16 protein-coding genes are annotated in these 21,754 nt (G+C 72.7%); 7 read left to right on the top strand and 9 right to left on the bottom strand.

Annotated features, from left to right (window positions below; all coding sequences use genetic code 11):
• Positions 1-35 precede the first annotated feature (35 nt).
• From IAG44_RS41855 to IAG44_RS41830, 6 genes are read left to right on the top strand one after another with little or no spacing between them, the layout of a single operon-like run.
• On the top strand, positions 36-1,709 hold the full coding sequence (locus IAG44_RS41855; RefSeq protein WP_187752231.1) for a type 2 periplasmic-binding domain-containing protein: 1,674 nt from the start codon (positions 36-38) through the stop codon (positions 1,707-1,709).
• Entirely contained in the window at positions 1,706-2,644 is a 939-nt protein-coding gene (locus IAG44_RS41850) for an ABC transporter permease (RefSeq protein ID WP_246563086.1), read from the top strand. Before IAG44_RS41855 ends, IAG44_RS41850 begins: the two co-directional genes overlap by 4 nt.
• Entirely contained in the window at positions 2,641-3,615 is a 975-nt protein-coding gene (locus IAG44_RS41845; protein WP_187752230.1) for a carbohydrate ABC transporter permease, read from the top strand. Before IAG44_RS41850 ends, IAG44_RS41845 begins: the two co-directional genes overlap by 4 nt.
• A 7-nt stretch (positions 3,616-3,622) precedes the next feature.
• Positions 3,623-5,608 carry a beta-galactosidase gene (locus IAG44_RS41840; protein WP_187752229.1) on the top strand — a complete coding sequence of 662 codons (1,986 nt, stop codon included), beginning with the start codon at positions 3,623-3,625 and terminating at the stop codon, positions 5,606-5,608.
• A 24-nt stretch (positions 5,609-5,632) separates the two neighbouring features.
• Entirely contained in the window at positions 5,633-7,786 is a 2,154-nt protein-coding gene (locus IAG44_RS41835) for a glycoside hydrolase family 36 protein (protein ID WP_187752228.1), read from the top strand.
• Positions 7,786-9,510, top strand: coding sequence for a cellulase family glycosylhydrolase (locus IAG44_RS41830; RefSeq protein WP_187752227.1), 1,725 nt, complete (start codon positions 7,786-7,788; stop codon positions 9,508-9,510). Before IAG44_RS41835 ends, IAG44_RS41830 begins: the two co-directional genes overlap by 1 nt.
• Before the next feature lie 40 nt (positions 9,511-9,550).
• On the opposite strand, the gene IAG44_RS41825 is transcribed toward IAG44_RS41830, so the two are convergent.
• Complete coding sequence (locus tag IAG44_RS41825) at positions 9,551-10,594, bottom strand: LacI family DNA-binding transcriptional regulator (protein WP_187752226.1); 1,044 nt, start codon at positions 10,592-10,594, stop codon at positions 9,551-9,553.
• A gap of 91 nt (positions 10,595-10,685) precedes the next feature.
• Complete coding sequence (locus IAG44_RS41820) at positions 10,686-12,473, bottom strand: eCIS core domain-containing protein (protein ID WP_425508506.1); 1,788 nt, start codon at positions 12,471-12,473, stop codon at positions 10,686-10,688.
• Between the two features lie 209 nt (positions 12,474-12,682).
• On the opposite strand from IAG44_RS41820, the gene IAG44_RS41815 reads away from it, so the two are divergent.
• Positions 12,683-15,184 carry a tetratricopeptide repeat protein gene (locus tag IAG44_RS41815; RefSeq protein ID WP_187752225.1) on the top strand — a complete coding sequence of 834 codons (2,502 nt, stop codon included), beginning with the start codon at positions 12,683-12,685 and terminating at the stop codon, positions 15,182-15,184.
• Between the two features lie 54 nt (positions 15,185-15,238).
• Here IAG44_RS41815 and IAG44_RS44055 read toward each other — a convergent pair whose 3' ends face one another.
• The 7 genes from IAG44_RS44055 to IAG44_RS41785 all read right to left on the bottom strand — a co-directional run bounded on the left by IAG44_RS44055 (position 15,239) and on the right by IAG44_RS41785 (position 21,751).
• Positions 15,239-15,847, bottom strand: a complete 609-nt coding sequence (locus IAG44_RS44055) for a zinc-binding dehydrogenase (protein ID WP_281404343.1) — start codon at positions 15,845-15,847, stop codon at positions 15,239-15,241.
• Positions 15,844-16,392: an MDR/zinc-dependent alcohol dehydrogenase-like family protein gene (locus IAG44_RS44050; RefSeq protein WP_246565160.1), complete on the bottom strand. Its 549-nt coding sequence runs from the start codon at positions 16,390-16,392 to the stop codon at positions 15,844-15,846. The genes IAG44_RS44055 and IAG44_RS44050 overlap by 4 nt, the downstream gene beginning before the upstream one ends.
• Before the next feature lie 30 nt (positions 16,393-16,422).
• Positions 16,423-16,983, bottom strand: a complete 561-nt coding sequence (locus IAG44_RS41805; protein ID WP_187752223.1) for a TetR/AcrR family transcriptional regulator — start codon at positions 16,981-16,983, stop codon at positions 16,423-16,425.
• Between the two features lie 114 nt (positions 16,984-17,097).
• A complete protein-coding gene (locus IAG44_RS41800) occupies positions 17,098-19,575 on the bottom strand; it encodes an NACHT domain-containing protein (RefSeq protein ID WP_187752222.1) in 2,478 nt (825 codons plus the stop codon).
• Positions 19,576-19,696: 121 nt separating this feature from the next.
• A complete protein-coding gene (locus tag IAG44_RS41795) occupies positions 19,697-20,416 on the bottom strand; it encodes an SGNH/GDSL hydrolase family protein (RefSeq protein WP_187752221.1) in 720 nt (239 codons plus the stop codon).
• Positions 20,413-20,853 carry a cupin domain-containing protein gene (locus IAG44_RS41790; RefSeq protein ID WP_187752220.1) on the bottom strand — a complete coding sequence of 147 codons (441 nt, stop codon included), beginning with the start codon at positions 20,851-20,853 and terminating at the stop codon, positions 20,413-20,415. Before IAG44_RS41790 ends, IAG44_RS41795 begins: the two co-directional genes overlap by 4 nt.
• 70 nt (positions 20,854-20,923) lie before the next feature.
• A complete protein-coding gene (locus tag IAG44_RS41785) occupies positions 20,924-21,751 on the bottom strand; it encodes a helix-turn-helix domain-containing protein (protein ID WP_187752219.1) in 828 nt (275 codons plus the stop codon).
• Positions 21,752-21,754 lie beyond the last annotated feature (3 nt).

The following is a 21,754-nucleotide window of genomic DNA, read 5'->3' as shown; positions in this document are numbered from 1 at the left end:
TGAAGCGCTTCGACACGTGAGGGAGAAGGGCCGTCATGACCGAGGAACCGAGCCGGAGAACGTTCGTCGGGAAGGCCGCCGCCGTGGCCGGGAGCGTGGCGCTGGCTCCGGTGCTGTCGGCGTGCGGGGGCGGCGGCGGGAAGCAGACGGGGTCCAACACGCGGGCGGGGCTGAAGGCTGCGCTGCCGGCGTATGTGCCCAGCACGTCCCTCAGGCCGGACATCCCCTCGGTGTCGGGCGCCCCCGACGCGGCCACCGACCCGGCGTTCCTGCGCTACCCCGCCGAACGCCCGGTCACGGTCTCCGGCGTCCCCGGCAGGGGTGGGTCGTACACGGCGGTCACGCCCCTGTGGGGCACCGTGCCGCCGCCCGGGAACTCCTTCTACCGGGCGATGAACAAGGCCCTCGGCGTCGATCTGACGATCAAGCCGGCGGACGGCAACAACTACGCGACGATCGTCCCGACGATGACGGCCGCCAAGCGGCTGCCGGACTGGATCCAGCTCCCGACCTGGTGGAACGCCAACTTCAACCTGGGCCGCCTGGCGGGTACCCAGCTCGCGGACCTCACCCCGTACCTGTCCGGCGACAAGGTCAGGAGGTATCCCAACCTGGCCGCGATCCCCACCGGCGCCTGGCAGGCCGGCGCCTGGGGCGACAAGCTGTACGGCCTGCCGGGCGGCTCCACCCGGTTCTCGATCGCCGGCACGGTCTTCCACCGCCGCGACATCCTGGAGTCGAGGGGGATCACCGCGGACGACGTGACGTCCGCCGACGACATGATGAACCTGGGCAAGGAACTCACCGACGCCAGGCGCGGGGTGTGGGCCTTCGACCAGGTGTGGACGTACCTCTTCTCGTTCTGGGACGTCCCGCCGACGTGGCGGATCGTGGACGGCGAGCTGGTCCACAAGTTCGAGCTGCCGCAGTTCCTGGAGGCGCTGGACTGGCACCACCGGCTCGCGAAGGCCGGCTACATGCACCCGGACGCGCTCGCCAACACCCCCTCGGACACCCGTTTCTACTCCGGGAAGGTCCTGATCGTGGGCGGCGGCACCGGCGCCTGGAACCTCGCCGACCACCAGTCGGGCACCGCCGCCGACAAGAACTACCGGCGCGGCGCGTTCAACATCTTCGCCGCCGACGGCAAGAGCCGCCCCAGCACCTTCATGGGCGCCTCCACCAGCATCGTCAGCTACCTCAACGCCCGTCTGAAGCCCGCCCAGATCGAGGAACTGCTCGCGGTCGCCGACTACTTGGCCGCCCCGTACGGATCGCGCGAGTACACGATGGTCAACTATGGCGTCGAGGGCGTCCACCACACGATGGTGGACGGGGTGCCGACGGCGACGGAGGACGGCAAGAAGTTCGTCCAGCCGACGACGTACGGGTTCCTCGTCCAGCCCTCGTCGGTGATCAGCAACCAGGGCGCGGACGTCGTCACCCGGGACTTCGCGGCGTTCCAGGCGGCCAATGTGAAGGCGCTCTACAAGCCGGTGTTCTGGAACATGAACATCGGCATGCCGCAGGACATCTCGACGGCGCTGGCCGCGCAGTCCGTGGACGACGCCGTCAACGACTGCACGCGCGGCAAGAAGAAGGTGTCGGAGGTGCGGGCCGCCATCGACGGCTGGCGGTCGGGCAGCGGTGAGCGGCTGAAGCGCTGGATGACCGAGAACGTCCTCGACAAGTACGGGACCGGTCAGTGAGCACGGACCGGTCCCGGCGCGGCGAGCGGGCGGGCCGGCTGGTCAGGCTGCGCCGCGACCGGACGCTGCTGCTCATGACGGTGCCGGCGGTCGCGCTGCTGCTGGTCTTCAACTACGTGCCGCTCTTCGGGATCGTCACGGCGTTCCAGTACTACGACCCGCTGATCGGGGTGCGGTACAGCGACTGGGCGGGCCTGGAGCAGTTCCGGCGGCTGCTGGACGACCCGGTGTTCTGGCAGGCCCTGAAGAACACGCTGTACCTGAGCTTCGTCCAGCTGATCCTGTTCTTCCCGGTGCCGATCGCGCTGGCGCTGCTGCTGAACACCGTGGTCAGCGAACGGATCCGCAACCTGTTCCAGTCGGTCGTCTACCTGCCGCACTTCTTCTCGTGGGTGCTGACCATCACGGTCTTCCAGCAGATGCTGGGCGGGGCGGGCATGCTCAACCAGTTCCTGCGCGACCACTCCATCGGGACCTGGGACATCATGACCGACCCGGACACGTTCGCGCTGCTGGTCACCTCTCAGGCGGTGTGGAAGGAGGCGGGCTGGGGGATCATCGTCTTCCTCGCCGCGCTGAGCGCGATCAACTCCGAGATGTACGAGGCTGCGGCGGCCGACGGCGCCGGGCGGTGGCGGCGGATGTGGCACATCACGCTGCCGGGGCTGCGCGGGGTCATCGTCCTGATGCTGGTGCTGCGCCTGGGCAACGCCCTGTCGGTGGGGTTCGAGCAGTTCCTGATCCAGCGCGCGGCGGTCGGCCATGACGCGGCCGACGTCCTGGACACCTTCGCCTTCTACTACGGCATCGCGACCAACGACTACAGCTACGGGGCGGCGGCCGGCCTCTTCAAGAGCGTCATCTCGCTGCTGCTCATCTGGGGCGCCAACAAGCTGGCGCACGCCTTCGGGGAGGACGGGTTGTACCGGCGATGACGAACGCGTCCACGATCGAACGTTCCCGGGCCGCGCGCCGCCCCGTGTCCCCGGGCCTGCGGCACGGCGGGCGCGGTGGCCGTCCCGTGTGGGAGGAGCCGCCGACGGCCGTCGGGCAGGCGGCGAAGGGGCTGACGCTGGGCGGAGTGCTGGCGGTGGTGCTGGTCCCGCTGTGGATCGTCGCCCTCACCAGCGTCTCCTCCCCCGGCGCGGTGAACCGCGCGGGCGGTCTGGTGATCTGGCCCGACGGGCTGAGTCTGCAGGCGTACCGGGAGATGCTGGGCGACCCGACGGTGCGGACCGCGCTGCTGGTGAGCCTCGGCATCACGGCGGTCGGCACCGCGCTGTCGATGGTGGTGTCGGTGCTGTGCGCCTACGGCCTGTCGCGGCCGAGGTCGTTCGGGCACCGCTGGGTCCTGCTCCTGCTGATCGTCACGATGTTCGTCGGCGGCGGCATGATCCCGACGTTCCTGGTGGTCACCGGGCTCGGCGGCTACAACCAGTACTGGGCGCTGATCCTGCCGAGCGCCGTGTCCGTGTTCAACGTCCTGGTTCTGCGCTCGTTCTACTCGTCGACGTCGGGCGAGCTGATCGACGCGGCGCGGATGGACGGCGCGGGCGACTGGCGGATCCTGTGGTCGGTCGTCCTGCCCACCTCGCGCGCGGTGACGGCGGTGATCGCGCTGTTCTACGGGGTCGGCTACTGGAACTCCTTCTTCAACGTGATGCTCTACCTGCCGACCGAGAGCGCGAAGTGGCCGTTGCAGTACGTGCTGCTGACCTATGTCAACCGGGGTGTGGGGCTGCCGGGTTCGGTCAACTCCGGGTTCGGCTCCGAGAGCGCGCAGACCGCGCCGTTGTCCTTGCAGATGGCGGTGGTCGTGCTGACGCTCGTGCCGCTGCTGGTCGTCTATCCGTTCGTCCAGAAGCACTTCCGTACCGGGGTGCTGACGGGCGCGATCAAGGGGTGAACCCGTCATGACCTCGCGCAGTCTGACCGACCGTCTGGGCGGCCTCGCCTTCGGCGGTGACTACAACCCCGAGCAGTGGGACGAGCCGGTGTGGAAGGAGGACGACGAGCTGATGCGCCGGGCCGGGGTCAACCTGGTCACGGTCGGCGTGTTCTCCTGGGCCCTGCTGGAGCCGGAGGAGGGGCGCTACGACTTCGCGTGGCTGGACGCCCACCTGGAGCGGCTGCACGCGGCCGGTGTGCGCGTCGACCTGGCCACGCCCACCGCCTCGCCGCCGCCGTGGTTCACCCTGGCCCACCCCGACGCCCTGACGGTCCGGCCCGACGGCACCCGCCTCACCCACGGCAGCCGGGACACCTACTGCCTGACCGCGCCCGCCTACCGGAAGGCGGCCCGCGACATCGCCGGGGCCCTCGCCCGGCGTTACGGCGACCATCCCGCCGTCGCGCTGTGGCACGTCCACAACGAGTACGCCACCCTCTGTTACTGCGACCACACGGCCGCCGCGTTCCGGGTGTGGCTGCGGGAGCGGCACGGCTCCCTCGACGCCCTCAACGAGGCGTGGGGGACGGCGTTCTGGAGCCAGCGGTACGGCTCCTGGGAGCAGGTGCTGCCGCCGCGCGCCACGAACTGGCACGGAAACCCCGGCCGGCACCTGGACTTCCGGCGCTTCTGGTCGGACGTGGTGGTCGCCGCCTACCGCGAGCAGCGCGACGCGATCCGCGCGCACAGCGACCGGCCGGTGACGACGAACCTGATGCTGCCGGGCTACCAGAACCTGAACCTGTGGGACCTCGCACGTGAGCTGGACGTCGTCAGCGTCGACCAGTACCCGGGCGCCCCGGGGCTGGACGCGGCGGCCGACGTCGCCTTCCACGCGGACCGCGCCCGCTCGCTGGGCGGCGGGCGGCCGTGGCTGCTGATGGAGCAGGGCACCAGCACCGTGTACGACGGGGACCGGGTCCTCGCCAAGGACCCCGGGGACGTCCTGCGCCACACCCTCGGGCATATCGCGCGCGGTTCGGAGGGCGCCCTCTTCTTCCAGTGGCGGCAGTCGAAGGCGGGCTCCGAGACCTGGCACTCGGCGATGGTCCCGCACGCGGGACCCGACAGCCGGATCTTCCGCGAGGTGACCGAGACCGGCGAGGCGGTCGCCCGGCTGGCCGAGCTGGCGGGGTCGACGGTGCGCGCCGAGGTGGCGGTCCTGCACGATCCGGACGCCTGGTGGGCGCTCGGCGTGGACGGGCTGCCGTCGGCGGAACTCGACTACCACGGGTCGCTGGCCCGCGCGCACCGCGTGCTGTGGGACGCCGGGGTGACGGCCGACTTCGCGCACCCCGCGCACGCGCTGAGCCGCTACCGGCTCGTCGTCGCCCCGGCCCTGTTCCTCCTGTCCGACGCCGGCGCAGCGGGCCTGCGGGACTACGTCGCCGGCGGCGGGACGCTGCTGGTCCAGCACGCGAGCGGGTACGTCGACGACCGTCTGCACGCCCGCCTCGGCGGCTATCCGGCGGCGCCGCTGCGGGAGGCGCTGGGGGTGCGGGTCGAGGAGTACCGGCCGCTGCGCCGGGCCGAGCGCGTCGCCCTGTCCGACGGTTCGCACGGCACGGCGTGGAGCGAGTCCCTGCGCGCGGAGGGCGCCGAGGCGGTCGCCGCGTACACGCACGGCATGCTCGCCGGCCGCCCCGCCGTCACCCGGCACGGGTTCGGCGCGGGGCACGCCTGGTACGTGTCGACCCGCCTCGACGACGCCGGCTACGGCGCCCTGTTCGCCCGGCTGCTGCGCGAGGCGGGCGCAGGGCCCGAGCTGCCGGGGCTGCCCGCGCACGTCGAGGCCGTCACCCGGCACGCCCCGGACGGCCGCCGCTGGCGCTTCCTGGTCAACCACCGCGCCGAGCCGGTCCCGCTGCCCAAACCCGGCCACGACCTCCTCACGGGCACCACCGTGTCCGTGCTCCCGGCAGGCGGCGCCGCCGTCCTGCGCCTTCCCTGAACTCCCCCCCACCGAAAGGAACCCATGACACCGCAGACCCTCCGCTGGGGCCACCCGGCGCTGGAGGCCGAGATCGGCATCGACGAGGACGGCGTCCCGCGCCTGACGCGGCTCGGTGCCGCCGGGGGTGTGCCGCCCGGCTGGCCCCCGCTGCCGCTGGTCGAGGTGACGGCGGCGGGCCACGGCCGCGCCTGGTCCGGCGGTCGGCTGATCGACACGTACCTCGGCGGACGGCTGCGGTACCGGACGCACCGGGTGAGCCGCGACGGCGACTGGCACGTCCTCGTCGTCGTCCTCGACGATCCCGTCACGGGGCTCGTCGCGGAGGTCGACTGGCGTTCGCCCGACGGGGTGCCCGTGCTGCGCTCGGAGGTGCGGCTGCGCAACGAGGGCACGGACACGCTGCACCTGGAGTCGGTGTCGTCGCTGGTCGTGGGGTGTCTCACCGACGCCATCGACGCGGCGGACCTGCTGTGGGCGGAGAACGGCTGGGTCGCCGAGTGCCGCTGGCAGCGCCGGGCGATGCGGGAGACCTCGCCGGCCCTGTCGCCGGCCCTGTCCGGCGGGGTCCGCTACGACAACGGCAAGGGTGAGTTCACGCTCACCGGGCGGGGTGTGTGGTCGAGCTGCGGGCGGCTGCCCATGGGCGGGCTGACGGACCGGCAGCAGGGGCGTACGTGGGTGTGGCAGATCGAGCACAACGGCGGTGGCTGGCACGGGGAGTGCGGTGAGCGCGACACGCTCGCCTACCTCGCCCTGCACGGCCCGACCGACACCCACCACGGCTGGCGGCACCCGCTGGAGCCGGGCGCCGAGTTCACCACCGTCCCCGCCGCGCTCGCCCTCAGCGAGGACGGCGGCCCTGACGAGGCGTTCGCCGCGCTCACCCGCTACCGGCGCGCGGCGCGCCGTCCGCACCCGGACCACGAGCGGCTGCCGGTCGTCTTCAACGACTACATGAACTGCCTGATGGGCGACCCCACGACGGAGAAGCTGCTGCCGCTGATCGACGCGGCGGCCGAGGCTGGCGCCGAGTACTTCGTGATCGACGCGGGCTGGTACGACGGGGAGAACGGCGGCTGGTGGGACAGTGTGGGCGCCTGGGAGCCCGCCGCCTCGCGCTTCCCCGGCGAGCGCGGGATCCACGAGGTGCTGGACCGGATCCGCGAGCGCGGGATGGTGCCGGGCCTGTGGCTGGAGCCGGAGGTGATCGGCGTCCGCAGCCCCATGGCGAAGTCCCTGCCGGACGAGGCGTTCTTCCGCCGCGACGGGGTCCGGGTCACGGAGACCCGACGGCACCATCTGGACCTGCGTCATCCGGCCGCCCGCGCGCACCTGGACGAGGTCGTGGACCGTCTGGTCGGTGAGTGGGGCGTCGGCTATCTCAAGCTGGACCACAACATCGACCCGGGTTCCGGGACCAGCGCCCACCCCGGGGAGACCCCCGGCGCCGGGCTGCTGGGCCACAACCGCGCCCACCTCGACTGGCTCGACGGCGTCCTCGACCGGCACCCGGGCCTGGTGCTGGAGAACTGCTCGTCGGGCGGCATGCGCTGGGACCACGCGCTGCTGTCCCGGCTCCAGCTCCAGTCCACCAGCGACCAGCAGAACCTCCAGCTGTACGCGCCCATCGCCGCCTCGGCGCCCACCGCCGTCACGCCCGAGCAGGGCGCCGTCTGGTCCTACCCGCTCCCCACGGACTCCCCGGACGAGGTGGCCTTCACCATGGCCAACTCCCTCCTGGGCCGCATCCACCTCTCCGGTCTGCTCCCGGAGCTGGGCCCGGAGGCCGGCGCCCTGGTCCACGAGGCCGTCGCCGTGTACAAGTCGATCCGCGCCGACCTCCCCCACGCCGTCCCCGCCTGGCCGCTGGGCCTGCCGGCCTGGGACGACCCCTGGCTGGCCCTGGCGCTGCGCACCCCCGCCACCACCTACGTCACCGTGTGGCGCCGCCCCGGTACCGAGGCCACCGTCTCGCTCCCCCTCCCCCACCTCCAGGGCCGTCCGGTCCCCGTCGACGTCCTGTACCCGGCCGCGAGCCGCGCGGACGCCGGCTGGGACCCGGACGCGGCCCTGCTCTCCCTGACGCTGCCGACGGCGCCGTCGGCGGTGCTGCTGCGCCTGGACCACCGTCTCCCCACGGGCGAATCCCCCGCCCGACGACAGAAGGGTCAGTGATGAGAGGAACGCACCACCTCACCCGCCGGCTGCTCGGGCTGCTGCTGGCGCTGGTCACCCTGCTCGGGGTGACCAGCGTGGCCGCCTCCGCAGCGCCGGACCGCGAAGGCTCCCCGCAGCGCGCCGCGACGCCGATGGAGACGGTCGCGGCCATGCAGCCGAGCTGGAACCTGGGCAACACCCTGGACGCCATCCCGGACGAGACGTCGTGGGGCAACCCGAAGGTCACCAAGGCCGTGTTCGACACCGTCAAGGCGCAGGGCTTCCGCAGCGTGCGGATCCCCGTCACCTGGAACGGGCACCAGTCGGCTTCGGCGCCGTACACGATCGACGGGGCGTGGATGAACCGCGTCAAGGAGGTCGTCGACATGGCGCTGGCCGACGGCCTGTACGTCGTGCTGAACGTGCACCACGACTCGTGGCAGTGGATCTCGACGATGCCCGCCGACCACGACAACGTGCTGGCCCGCTTCAAGGCCACCTGGACGCAGATCGCCGCGGCGTTCCGCGACCACCCGGCGTCGCTGCTGTTCGAGAGCAACAACGAGCCGCAGTTCAACAACACGACCGACGCGCAGGGCATCCAGTACAACGACGAGCTGAACACCGCGTTCCACACGCTGGTGCGGCAGTCCGGCGGCGGCAACGCGACCCGGCTGCTCGTGGTGCCCACGCTGCACACCAACTCCGGGCAGATCTTCCTCGACGCGCTGGACGCCTGGATGCGGGCGCGCAACGACACCAACCTCGTGCCGACCGTGCACTACTACGGCTACTACCCGTTCAGCGTGAACGTCGCCGGCGGCACGACGTTCGACGCGACCTCGCAGGCCGACATGCGCGACCACTTCGCCCGCGTCCGCGCCACGTTCACCTCCCGGGGCATCCCCGTCTACCTCGGTGAGTACGGCCTGCTGGCCTACCCCGACACCAACCACCCGCCGCGCATCGAGCGGGGCGAAGCGCTCAAGTTCTTCGAGCAGCTGGGCCACGACGCCCGAAGCGCCGGGGTGACGACGGCCCTGTGGGACCCGGGCACCTTCGCGTTCCTCGACCGGACGACGCTCCGGTGGTCCGACCCCGCGCTGTTCGCCGCCGTCAAGTCCAGCTGGACGACCCGCTCGGGCACCGCCTCCTCGGACCGGGTCTTCCTCGCGAAGTCCTCGGCGATCACCGCCAAGACGCTCACCCTGAACCTCAACGGCCTGAGTTTCCGGGGCCTTTGGCAGGGCGGCACCCGGCTCGTCCAGGGCCGGGACTACACCGTCTCCGGCAGCCAACTCACCCTCACCGCCTCCGCCCTCACCCGTCTCGCCGGCAACCGCGCCTACGGGATCAACGCCACGATCGAGGCCCGCTTCAACGCCGGGCGGCCCTGGCAGATCCACGTCACCACCTACGACCGTCCCGTGCTGAGCAGCGCGAACGGCTCCACCAGTGGTCTCACCGTGCCCACCCAGTACCGGGGTGACCAGCTCGCGACCATGTCGGCCACCTACGCGGACGGCGGCAACGCCGGGCCGGTCAACTGGACCCCCTACCAGGAGTTCAACGTGTCCTTCCGCCCGGACTACGCGGGCAACGGGCTCCTGCTGACCTCCGACTTCCTCACCTCGCTGCGGGACGGCCAACAGGCCACGCTCGTCTTCCACTTCTGGAGCGGGGCCACCGTGACGTACCTCGTGACCAGGAACGGGGGCTCGGTGACGGGGACCGTCGTCTGACCGTGCCTGTCGGCCCCGGGCGCCCGGCCGCGTCCGGGGCTCAGCTCTTCGGCGGGGCCGTGCTCTCGCGGACGGTGAGCCTGGTGGCGATCTCCACGCCGACCTGCGGCACGTCGTCGCCGCGCCCCAGCGCCAGCGCGAGTTCCGTCGCGGCCACGGCCATCTCCGCGAGGGGCTGGTGGACGGTCGTCAGGGGCGGTTCCACCCAGGCGACGGCGGGGACGTCGTCGAAGCCGACCACGCTCAGGTCGTCCGGGATGCGCAGACCGAGTTCGTGGGCGGCCTTGTAGACGCCGAGGGCCTGCATGTCGTTGGCGGCGAAGATCGCGGTGGGCCGGTCGGGGCGGGAGAGCAGGCCGTGGGCCGCCGTGCGGCCGTCCTCGCGGGTGAGCTGCGCCTTGGCCATCAGCTCGGGCTCCACCGGCACGCCGGCCTCGATCAGCGCCGAGGTGTAGCCGGCCGTCCGCGCGAGGCAGAAGGGGTGGTCGGGGCCGGAGATCATCGCGATCCGGCGGTGGCCGAGTCCGAGCAGGTGGCGGGTCGCGGCCCGGCCGCCCCGGAAGTTCGTCGCGCCGACGAAGGGGACGCCGTCGGGCAGTTCCCGGTTCGGGTCGAAGACGACGAACGGGATGCCCTTCGCGGTGAGCTGGTCCCGCTCCTCCTCCGACAGCCACGCCACCGACAGGACGCACTGCGGGCGCCGGCCCAGGGTGTCGTCGATGGTCCTGACCGGCTCGTCCTGGAGGCCGAGTTCCGACACCAGGACCCCGACCCGGTTCCTGCGCGCCGCCCGCTCCACGCCCCGGATGATCTCCACCGCCCACATGCTCTCCATCTCGCGGAACACCAGTTCCACGAGATTGCTGCGGTTCTTCGGCGGCTTGCGGTACCCGTACCGGCGGATCAGCTCCTCGACCCGGGCCCTGGTCTCGTCCGACACGCCGGTGCGGCCGTTGAGGACCTTGGACACCGTGGGCACCGAGACCCCGGCGGACTCGGCGATGTAGGCGATCGTGACCGCGGCGGGGCCGCCGTCCCCCGGCTTCGGCTCGTCCGCGGGGTCTTCTGATCGGTTGTCCGGCACGGTCGCCTGCCCTCATCCCTCGCCAGTGAAGCGGAAACGAAAGCATACCCGCGACTTTCGCGCCACTTTCGCCGGCGGAGGCGCGCGGCTGTCAGCGTTTACTGGCTCCCGAGCCGCCGACCTCCTGGTCGCGTTCGTAGCCCTCCTGGGCCCAGCCGGCGATCTTGCGGAGTTCGGCCTTGAGTTCGTCCCAGGTCTTGAAGTAGTTGCCGATGGCGCGGATCTCCATGGGGATGACCTTGGTGCCCTCGACGTCGTGGGGGGCGATCTCGTTCATGCCGCCGAAGACCTGCTGCTGGGAGATCTCGGGCTCGCCGCGCAGGGCGGACCGCGCGAAGGTCTCCAGGCTCACCTCGGCGAGTTCGCCGACCTGGCGGGTGGCGTTGTCGAGGAAGGACAGGCTCTCGCCCTCGACCTCGGTCTTCTCCTGGAACGTCGACAGGCGGGTGACGATGTGGTTGTTGTTCCTGCGGAGGTAGTCCCGCGCGTAGGCGGGCAGGAGCTGGTAGGCGTCGGTGAGTTTCGAGCGGGACAGGAAGATGGTCTGGTTCTTGATCTGGCCCCGGTCCTGGGGCTGCGCGACGTAGTCGGCCATCGCGGCGACCTGGGTGAAGTAGAGCTGGAGGAAGCCGTTCAGGGAGTCGGTCTCGGTCTCGTCGCGGTTGCGCTTCTTGCCGGCGGCCGAGTTGTCGAACTTGGCCACCTCGGCCTCCGCGAACGGCTTGGCCTGGTTCAGCCGGAACAGGGCGCGGGGCAGGGGTGCCTGCTCGACGGGCGGGGCCTCGGCGCGGTAGTGGTCGAACATCAGAGGGACGCCGGCGAGCGGCACACCGATCGTGTACTGGACGTAGAGCCCGTCGCCCCGGCCCGGCCGTCCGGCCGTCTCGTTGTAGCCCTGGCTGCTGAGGGTCACGCCCTCGCCGCCGGGCAGGATCTTCAGGTCGACGGTGGCCTCCGCGAGGGTCGTGCCGTCGACGGCGTCGTAGAAGGAGTCGCGGACGCGTTTCATCTCGTCGACGATCCGGTCGAGTTCGTCGGGACCGGCGTCCTTCTTGGTGCCCACGACCTGGACGGCGCCGGAGACGAACTCGATGTTGGAGTACGAGCCGCCGCCGACCAGGCTCCGGCTGTCGGAGACGACCGTGAAGTCCTCCCGCTCGCTCTCGGCGACGTTCGTGTCACCGGCGAGTTTCTGGCCGAGCCGGTCCCTGATCCGCTTGTCCATCTCCGTCTCGAAGCCCTCCATGCGCTGCACGGACGCCCCGTGGGCGTGGGCGTGGTGGGCGTGGCCGTGGTCGGCCTGCGCGGTTGGGGCCGCCGCCGGTTCGCCGGCCGGGCGGGACATCACGCGCCTGGCCGTCGCCTCGGCCTCGCGTTCGAAGCGGTCCGAGGGGTCGGAGACGGACAGGCCGGAGCCGTTGTCGGTGCCGGAGACGGGGCCCCGGCGCTGCTGGACGACGTGCGTCAGCTCGTGCGCGAGCGTGTGCGGGTCGCCGCCGCCCTTGCCGATCACGACGTGGTTGCCCGAGGTCCAGGCGCGTGCGCCGAGTTCCGCCGCCGAGCGCCGCGCGGCCTCGCCGGTGTGCAGCCGGACGTCGGAGAAGTCGTGCCCGAGGCGGGACTCCATGTCGGCGCGGACGGGTTCGTCGAGCGGTTTGCCCGGGGAGGCGAGCACCCGGTGGGCGGACGAGCGCTGCACCGGTGCCTCCTGGCCGGTGACCATCCGGCTCACGGCGGCGTTGCCGACGCTGCGTTGCAGCGCGCCGAGGACGGTCGCCGTCAGGAGCCTCGCCCCCGGGCTCGCCGGGCCCGCGTCCGTCTGCTGTGCGCGGCGCGGTGCCTTTGGGGTCGGCCGGTCCGGCTTCTCGTGCGCGTGCAAGGGGCTCTCCGTCCGTGCCGTCTGTCCAACGACGTCCCTTCTACCGGGGTTTCCCCGCCCGGACCAGGGCCGCACGGGCAGACCTCGGGGCAACCCGGTTTCCTTGATCGGCACCGGCCCGGCTGCCGGAGGGCGCGGCGGGTCCCGGGGAGTGCGTCAACGTCCCCATGGGCATGCTCAGTTCTGCTCGTGGCAGGAGGGGGGCGTCGATGACCAGCAGTCCCGTCGGTGTCGGTCGCCGGCGTGAGGCCCTGTTCCTCGCCTCGGGGCCGGTCCTCGGCGCCGCCGTGGGGGCGGTGACCAACGTGGTGACGTCCACGTGGAGTTGGTGGCTCTTCGGGGCGCTGGTGGTGTTGATCAGCGCCGCTTCCGCTGTCGCCGTCCTGGTGCCCGGCAACGGCTTCGCCGGGCGCCGGAGCCCTCCGTGCACGCTTCCTCCGGGTGCCGCGGTGTTCGCCGGGCGGGAGCGGGAGCTGCGCGCGCTCCTCGGCGTCCGCCCGTCCAGGAGGGGCACCCGTCCGTTCGTCTGTGTCATCACGGGCCGGTCGGGAAGCGGCAAGACGGAGCTGGCGGTCCAGGCGGCGCACCGGCTCGCCGGCCGGTATCCGGCGGGGCAGCTCTTCGTCGGGTACCGCAGCCACGCCGACGCGGCCGGGCGGCTCGCCCCGCTGGACGCCCTGGCCGCGCTCCTGACCGCGGTCGGCGCCACGCAGACGTCCGGGAGCCTGAGCGGGCAGTGGCAGGCCGTCGCGGGAAGCGAGCCGTTCCTGCTCGTGCTGGACGACGTCGATGACGCCTCCCAGGTGCTGGAGGTCCTTCCCCGCTCGCCCCGCTGTCTCGTGCTGGTCACCGGCCGGCGCATGGTCGCCGGGATCGACGCGGACCTGCACATCGCCGTCGACACCCTCACCGAGGAGGCCGCGCGGTCCGTCCTCGACGCCGTCCTGCGGCGGGGTTCGCGCGCCGTCGACGGCTCGGTGCTCGACGGGCTGGCGGCGGCGTACCGGCTGCCGCTGACGGTGCGGCATCTCGCGGACCGGCTGGTCGCCGAGCCCGTGACGCCGGACGCGCATGCCGGGTCCGGCGGGAACCGCGTGAGCGGGGGCGGGCTCGCGCCGGTGCTGGCGACGATCCAGGCGCTCGCGGCGTCGGACCGGCTGGTGCTGCGGCGGGCCGCGCTGCACCCCGGGCCCCATGTGACGGCCGAGATCGCGGCGGCCCTCGCGGGGACGGGCCTCGCGGACGCCGAGCACTCCCTCACCGTGCTGCACCGGCGGGGGCTGCTCATGAGACCCGACCCGCACGGTTTCGGGTTCCACGACCTGGTGCGCTCACTGGCCCGGACGGAGGACACGGTGCCCGACGACGACGCGTCCGCGCAGGCCCGCGTGAGGCTGTTCGAGGTGATGGCGTGTCTGCTGCGGCGGGCGAACACCGCCATCTCCGCGTCCATGGAGTTGCCCGTGCCGGACAGCGTCCACGCGGGTCCCGAGGTGCCGCTGACCGAGCGGCAGGCCCTGGAGTGGCTGGACCACCACCTCGACGACCTGCGGTCGGTGGCACGGCTCGCCGTCGAATGCGCCTGGCCCAGAAGCTGGTGGCTGACGGCCGGGCTCGCCTACTTCCTGCGCATCCGGCGCAACCTGGCCCAGGCCGAGGAGCTGAACGAGGCGGCGTTGCGGATCGCGCTCGCGTCGGGCGATCTGCCGGGACAGGCCCACTGCCGCGCCCAACTGGGCACCCTGCACCGGGTGTCGGGCCGCTACGGCTCGGCCGAGGAGCACACGCGCACAGCGCTGGCCCTCTTCGCCGATCTCCAGCCGGGCGAACCGCGCAACCAGGCCGCCTGCGCGAGCGAGCTGGGGGTGATCCTCTACCACTCGGCGCGCTACGCGGCCGCCCGCGAGGTCACCCGGCAGGCGGTCGGCCTCTACCGCTCCGTGTCCGACCGGCGCGGGGAGGCCAACGGGCTCGGCAACCTCGGGATGTTCAGCCGCGCGACCGGCGACTACCGGGAGGCCCGCGACAGCCTGACTCGGGCGTACGCGTTGTATGCCGCCCTGGGCAACCACCGCAACAGGGCCTGGATCCTCATCGAACTCGGTACCGTCGACCGCCTCACCGGCGACCAGGACCGCGCCCTCACCCGGTTCTCCGAGGCCCTGGACCTCTACTCCGACGCGGCAGACCGCAACGGCCGCGCCTGGGCCCGCCGTGAACTGGGCATCGTCCACCGCGTCCTCGGCCACCACACCGAGGCCCGCGCCCTTCTCGACTCCGCCCTGCGCGAGTTCGAAGACCTCGGCAGTCCGCGCAACATCGCGGACGCCCACGTCGAACTCGGCACCCTCCACCGGGCGCTGGGCGACCTCACCACCGCCCGCGTCCACACCCAAACCGCCCACACCCTGTACGCCGACATGGGCAACCGCCGCGGCGAGGCATGGGCGGAACTGGAACTGGGGGCGCTCGACGCCGCGGCAGGCCACCTGACCTCCGCGGCCGGCCGCTTCAACCACGCACAGCACATCCACACCCGCATAGGCGACCGCTCCGGCAACGCCCGCGCCCACCTCGAACTCGGCCGCCTCGAACTGACCCGCGAAAACCGGGCCGAAGCCAGAACCCACCTCACCACCTCCCTCACCCTCTACACCCAACTCGGCGCCCCACAGAGCACGGAGGCCCGCGATCTCCTCGCCGGGCTGTGAGAGAGCGAAACGCACGGAACGAATCCGGTGGCTGATCCGGGCTGTCCAGTGACGTCACCGCCGCAGCCGCGAGCCGGTTCGGCCAGGCCGTGGTCGTAGGCCCGTGCCGTGTCTGGCTGATCCCTGGGCACGCTCTGCCCCGGCACGGGCGTTGCCGCAGGGGGGCATGGCGAGCCAGTCGGCGTCGCTCACGCGCAGGCCGAGGGCGGCGATGCGCGCACGTGCCGCCGCGGCTTCCTCGCGGGTCCCGCCCAGCGTCCGGCCCTCGCCGGCGGCGGGCGTGGGCGGTGAGACGACGGCTCGCTCGCCCTGGGCCCGTGTGGTGAAGGCGGTGTGGAGTTCGCCGAGGGTGTGGGTGGCTTCGACGACCGGGGTGAGGGTGCCTCGGGTGACCATGTCGAGGATGCGGGTCTGGGGCGGGGTGGTGGGGTGGGGGACGTAGACGAGGGGGGTGCGGTGTCGGGTGAGGAGGGAGGTGGTCAGGCCGGCTAGGTCTTTGTGGGCGTTGAGGGTGATGTAGGTGCCTGTGCGGGTGAGTTTTCCGGCGGCCCGGCGGAAGCGGAGGTGGCCGGCGGCGTCGAGGATGAGGTCGTAGGTGATGGTCAGGGCGGAGAGGGGGGTGTCGTGGTAGGAGTGGACGGTCGTCGCGCCGAGGGCCTTCAGGCGGGGCCGGCGTCGTGGCCGCCGAGTGCGGTGACGGTGGCGCCGCGGGCCGCGGCGAGCTGGACGGCGTACACGCCCACGCCACCGCTCGCGCCGGTGATCAGGACGTCGGTGGGGGCAGGGGCCTTGTCGAAAGCCGTCAGGGCGGTCTGCGCGCCGCTGGGGAGGACGGCGGCGTCCGGGAAGCCAAGGGTGTCGGGGAGTTCGGCGAGGTAGTCCTCGCGGACGGTGACGTACTGGGCGAGGGCCTTCTCGTCCTTCGTGAGGTGGGTGCCGCCCATGACGCGCCGGCCCCGTGTGAAGCGCCGGCCGTCCGAGCGGACGACGCCGGAGAACTCCAGGCCGAGGTTGACGGCCCTGCGGCGCGTCCTGCGGGCCAGGGAGCGGGGATCGTCGTCCTGGGCGAAGCCCTTCTCCCACGCACTGAGGGCGACGGCTCTGACCTCGACGAGCACTTCTCCGGCGCGGGGGCGCGGTGTGGGCACGGTTCCGACGTAGAACTTGTCAGCCCCTGTCCGGGCGGGGTCGATGAGTACTGCTTCCATGGAGCGGTCTCCCTGTGAAGTGGTGGGTCCTTACGAGCGGTCCGGCAGCAGGAAGAGCCGCATGAGCACCGTCACGGCCTCGTCCTGGCCCAGCCGCTTCGCGAGCACGGCTTCGCAGAGGCGGTCGGCGGCGCCGAGGAAGGCCACGGTGAGGGCGTACGCCGTGCGCGGGTCGGCGTCGATCAGCTCGGCCACGAGCGGGCAGTACCGCGCGGCGTCGTCCCCGTACACGGTCTGGGCGGGTTCGCCCGCGGCGACGAGGGCGGCGCAGACGTCCGCGTGCAGGGCCCCGTTCTCCAGCGTGCACGTGACGTAGGTCGCGCACAGGGCCCGCAGCGCGCCCTCGGGCGCCGTCCCGGTCTCGCGGTGTCCGGCCATCACCGCCCTGACGGTGTCCTCGTACTCGGCGCCGACCCGTTCGGCCATGGCGCGCAGCAGCCCGGTGAGGGTGCCGAAGTGCTGATAGGCGATCGGCTTGCTGAGCCCGCAGGCGTCCGCGAGCCGGGCCAGCGTCAGCGCGCCGGCCCCGTCCTCCCGCGCCATGCGCAGGGCGGTCTCCAGCAGCGCCTCCTTCCGGACCGCGGCGGACACCCTCCGTCGCCTCACCGGACTCTCCGCCGCCATGCGCACCGCCTCCCGCTCCCCCGTTATTACCACCCGTAACTTACAGGTAGTAACTTGAGGGAGCAAGCCAGAACGACGCGGTCACCCTCCCCCGCTGCCAGGCCCGCGCGCAGCAGCGAGCCGGTGCTGTAGTTCGAGGTGCCGGAACTGGTGAACGGCCCCGACCCGCCGGAGCACCCCCCGGTCATAGGCGTCCGCGAGGAAGGCCATCAGGTCGTACGGCAGCCCCTGACGCAGGGCCAGATAGCAGCGGGCAACGGCGTAGTGCCCCCAGGCGGCCTGCCGGATCCCGATGGCCAGCCCGGTCAGGACGGCCGGAACGAGTCCGACCACGAACGCCCACAGCGGCCCGCCGACCGCCCCGGCACCCCACACCCGCGTCGAGCCCGTCAGCACGGCGCACCAGCCCTGCAACCCGATGACCATGGCACCGACGACGGCCGCGGCCGATACGCAACTGACGAAGGTACGCCGGTCGTTGGCGAGCAGGGCCCGGCTGTCGATCGAGGTGCCCAGATCGACCGGGACGGCGCGCAGGCCGTGCACGAGCACGCAGGACACGGCGAACACCACGCCCGTCTGCTCGGCCGCCCAGAACGCCGCGAGCGGATCCGGCGGCGCGACGTACTCGACGCCGTCGCCGCCCGACAGGACATCCGCGAGCAGCCCTTCCAGCAGGATGCTGCCGCCGAGCAGCATGCCGACCAGGAGCCCACGGCTGAGCCCCCGCAGACTCCAGTGCCAGCGCACCCGGGCGGCCGGACAGGCAGGGTCGGCGAGCACACCGTCCGCACCCACCCCGGCCGCAGCCACACCGTAGAGGAGCGCGCTGACCATGCCGCAGCCGTTGCCGAACGCCGCCGCGTAGCAGACGCCGGCCACGGCTCCGGCCGCCAGGGCGCGTCGGTCCCAGTCGGCGAGCCGCCGCATACCCGGCCGGCTCCCGAAGGCGAAGCCGGAGATGATCGCCCCGACCAGGGCCAGCGAGATGCCGTCGGCCACGCGGTTGAGCACGAGCGCGGCCGTGACGTCGGGCGCGACGGCGAGGACACACAGCACCAGGACGGCGCAGCCCGCGACGAGCCCGCAGGTCAGGCCGCCGCAGATGCCGGCCGCCACGACGCCGAGGCCGCCGCGCTCGTCCCAGCGCACCGGTACCCCGCCCGGGGTGAGACGGTGGGTCAGTTCCATGATCAGACCCTCGGACAGCCAGGCCGTGACGCCCAGCAGCACTCCGGCCAGCGCCTGGGGCAGAGCGGCGGGGACGGCGTACCGGAGCTTCCACCAGGCGAGTTCGGCGGCGCCGTCGCGTCCGCGCTCCGTGTGCCGGGCGAGGAAGCGCAGGGCAGGGCGGGCCCGGGTCGCGCTCCACCGGGTGAGGCCGCCCGCGTGCGGCCGGTACGCGGCGTCGAGGAAGGCGTCGAGGAGGTGGTGCTCCACGGCCGTGCGGGTGCGCAGCCGCAGCAGTTCTCCGGGGTCCGGCAGCCGCTCGTGCCCCTCCTGCGGGCGCGGGTTGTAGACGGACCGCGCCAGCGACACCATCAGTGGGCTGGCCAGGGCCTGCCCCACCGGCTCGGCCGTCCCCAGCACCCGGGTCACCGCGCTCCAGCGACCGGCCGCAGGGGTGCCGGGGCCTCCTGCATCCCGTCGCAGGTAGTCCGCGACGTCCCTGGCGCCGAGCGGCAGAAGCTGGATGCCGGCCAGGTCCGCGAGCCGGGCGGGAACCGCGCCACGCGGCCGCAGCGCCGCACGGTACTCGTCCGGACGGCTCGACAGGACCATGCCGCAGCCGTACGGCAGGGCCTCGTTGACGCGGTGCAGGGCCGACGCCCCCATCTCGGGCGGGAGTTCGTCGAACCCGTCGAGCACCGGCAGGACCAGCCGCCGCTCCAGCAGCAGACGGGCCAGGGTGACCCGCTCTCCATGGACGCCGGACGCGGGGGCACCCAGCTCCGGGTGGTCCTGCACGAGCCGGCGCTCCATCCAGGTCCGCAGGTCCAGCGCAGTGGGGTCCCAGGAGACCAGCGGGAACAGCACCGGCACCGGATCGCCGTCCTGCCGTCTTTCGATCAGCGCCAGCACGAGCCGCACCAGCAGGAGGGTCTTGCCCGCCCCCGGCTCGCCCAGGACCAGCAGCCGCCGGGCCGTGACGCGCCGGGTGAGGACGTCGGCGATCTCGTCGTCCCGGCCGGCGAGCCGCTGCGGGTCCGATGCCTCGGCCAGATCGCGGCTGGTGCCCCGCCAGGCGACGGGCAGCGGATACGGGTCGGCCAGGCGCCGTGCCGCCGCCTCGGCCTCCCACTGTCGTCGTACCGCGTCGGCCAGCCGGTCGGCCGCCTCGGCGGGGCTCGGTGTCACTGCCGCCTCGACCCGGTCGGCCCGGTAGGCGCTCCAGGCCAGATAGGCGCCGGCCCAGGTCGGCAGGAGCGCCGCGAGCACGGACGCCGGGTCCTCCAGGCGCGGGGCGACCAGGAGCGCTCCCGTGGTGCCCACGGCCAGGAGGGTCAGGTACACGATCCCGGCACGCCGCACCCGGGCTCCAGGGCCAACACCGTTCATCCGAGCAAGAGTTGCCTACGCGCGCCGCGACGGGCGTCCGTTCGGGGCGGTGCCACACAAGTGGGTGAAACCGGGTGGCAGGTTGATCCGCGCGGTCCGGCCGGCCGGGTGCCGGGATCGGTTACGCGCTCCGGGTCAGCAGGCCGGCGTCGATGACCTCGGCGATGAGGGTGGCGCCGCGGCTGTTCTGGTGGATGTGGTCGGTTGTGAGGAGGAGGCCGTGGCGCCGCGAGATCGTGTCGAGGTCGCGACGCAGCAGCGTGTGCTGGGCGAGGACGCCGAGGACTGCTGCGGGTGTCGGCTCCCGGTAGGGGATCGGGGGTGGGTCCGCTCGGCGCAGTTCCTCGGTCTGGCGTTCGTGGAGTGGGAGGCAGGTCACCTGCTCGGCGGCGGCGACCTCGGCGATCATCCGGCTGTACGCCTGCGACGCCTGTGCCGCCGCCGCGTCGAGCTGCTGGCCTAGGACCGGGAGGGACAGCAGGGCGATCGTCGCGTCGGTCTCCGCCCGCAGCCGTGCGACGACGGCTCCCAGGCACTGCTGGAACCAGCCCGCCGACGGGCGTTCGGGGAGCCGTTTGCGCTTCATGGCCTGCTCGACGGGGTAGCCGGCGAGGCTCGCTCGGGCGTCGTTGGTCCCGATCAGCACGGTGATCACATCGGGCGGGTCCGTGACGACGGCGTCGAGACGCTGTAGGAGGTTCCAGGCGAAGTCGCCGTTGACGCCGAACCGGGCGAGCCGCACGTCGCCGGGAGGGTGGCGGCGTCCGAGGAGGTCCAGGTAGTCGACGCTGAACTGGGCGCGGGTGAGGCTGTCGCCGAGGCAGGCGACGCGTGTCGTCACGGCGTCCGCTCCGGGCCGGCCTGGCGGGGGCGGTGGTCGGTGCCGAGGGTCGCGGTGATGGACAGGATGGACGCCGGCCCCTCCATGTCGACCGCGTGCCACACCCCGGCCGGGTTGACGGTGGCCTCGCCGGGCCCGAGCAGGACGCGTTCGTGTGCCCCGTCCACGTCGCGGGTGACCGTCACGGATCCGGTGAGGCAGACGACCAGTTCGTCGCCCGCGGGGTGGCTCTCCCAGTGGTCGCCGGGGCCGTCGCCGTCGAAGATCATCACCATCCGGCCCTCGGCGCCGTCCGCCGCGACCGCCGTGCTGTAGGCGCGCAGCACCTCCGGGTCCCAGGCGAAGCCCTCGACGGGGTTCGCTCTCGACCCCAGTCCGAGGTGCACGGGGGTGGTCCGCAGGTCCATGGCAGCGCGTTCGTCGTTGACAAGTCTCATGCCGACGATCGTCCAGGACAGCGATCGGGCGGTCTTGAAGAAATGGGAACGGAAACCGGACTGCCGGCGGCTACCCGGCTCCGAGCAGGACCTCGCCGCGCCGCCAGGCCGTCGGCGAGCGGTTCGTGAACTCGCGCCAGTCCCGGACGAGATGGGCCTGGTCGGCGTAGCCGGAGACGGCCGCCACGTCGCCCCACGGGAGCGGGTCCCGCGCCGCCGCGAGGTCGTGCGCGTGCTCGAAGCGCAGGACGCGGGCGAAGGTCTTCGGCGCCAGGCCCACCTCGTCGCGGAACCGCTCGGTGAAGTACCGGCGGCTCCAGCCGAGTTCCGCGGCGATCTCACCGACCTGGACCTGGCCCCGCGCGGCGACGAGGCGGCGCCACGCCTCGGCCACCTCGGGGCGCACACGGTCGCCGCCGGCGCCTCTGCTGACGGCTCGCAGGAGCACTTCGTCCAGCGCGGCGAACCGCGCCGCCCAGGTCGTCGCCGATCGGAGCCGGTCGACGAGTTCGACGCCGAGCGCTCCCAGAAGCTCGTCCAACGGGACCAGTTGGTGGGCGAGTTCGACGGCGGGCACGCCGTAGACGGCACGCGCCCCGAGCGGCGTCAGCGACACCTTCACGCCGTGCTGGCGTCCGTCGTGGTGAATCGCGACGGACCGGGACATCAGACCGCCGGCCACGCTGCCGAACCGGGTGACCGGTGACCCGTCGTCGACGCCCGCCGCCACCTCCAGCGGATCCGACAGGCTGATCACCGCGGTGAGCGTGCGGCTCGGCGGGCCGCAGTGCACCCCCGCCGGGAGCCCGCGCAGATCGAAACCGACGTACGAGTCGACGTACTCCCGCAGGGCGGGCGCCGGACGGGCGCCGATCCCGGTGGCCGTGTGATCCCCCATGCC

The sequence above is a fragment of the Streptomyces roseirectus genome, from assembly GCF_014489635.1.
GTDB classification, from domain to species: domain Bacteria; phylum Actinomycetota; class Actinomycetes; order Streptomycetales; family Streptomycetaceae; genus Streptomyces; species Streptomyces roseirectus.
This window is presented reverse-complemented; position numbering and strand designations above follow the sequence as displayed.

Excerpts from the sequence above, each read along its gene's own strand:
- IAG44_RS41830 (WP_187752227.1), top strand. The coding sequence starts at position 7,786 with ATGAGAGGAACGCACCACCTCACCCGCCGGCTGCTCGGGCTGCTGCTG.
- IAG44_RS41800 (WP_187752222.1), bottom strand. The coding sequence starts at position 19,575 with ATGAACGGTGTTGGCCCTGGAGCCCGGGTGCGGCGTGCCGGGATCGTG.
- IAG44_RS41845 (WP_187752230.1), top strand. The coding sequence starts at position 2,641 with ATGACGAACGCGTCCACGATCGAACGTTCCCGGGCCGCGCGCCGCCCC.
- IAG44_RS44050 (WP_246565160.1), bottom strand. The coding sequence starts at position 16,392 with ATGGAAGCAGTACTCATCGACCCCGCCCGGACAGGGGCTGACAAGTTC.
- IAG44_RS41840 (WP_187752229.1), top strand. The coding sequence starts at position 3,623 with ATGACCTCGCGCAGTCTGACCGACCGTCTGGGCGGCCTCGCCTTCGGC.
- IAG44_RS41835 (WP_187752228.1), top strand. The coding sequence starts at position 5,633 with ATGACACCGCAGACCCTCCGCTGGGGCCACCCGGCGCTGGAGGCCGAG.
- IAG44_RS41815 (WP_187752225.1), top strand. The coding sequence starts at position 12,683 with ATGACCAGCAGTCCCGTCGGTGTCGGTCGCCGGCGTGAGGCCCTGTTC.
- IAG44_RS41790 (WP_187752220.1), bottom strand. The coding sequence starts at position 20,853 with ATGAGACTTGTCAACGACGAACGCGCTGCCATGGACCTGCGGACCACC.
- IAG44_RS41855 (WP_187752231.1), top strand. The coding sequence starts at position 36 with ATGACCGAGGAACCGAGCCGGAGAACGTTCGTCGGGAAGGCCGCCGCC.
- IAG44_RS41785 (WP_187752219.1), bottom strand. The coding sequence starts at position 21,751 with ATGGGGGATCACACGGCCACCGGGATCGGCGCCCGTCCGGCGCCCGCC.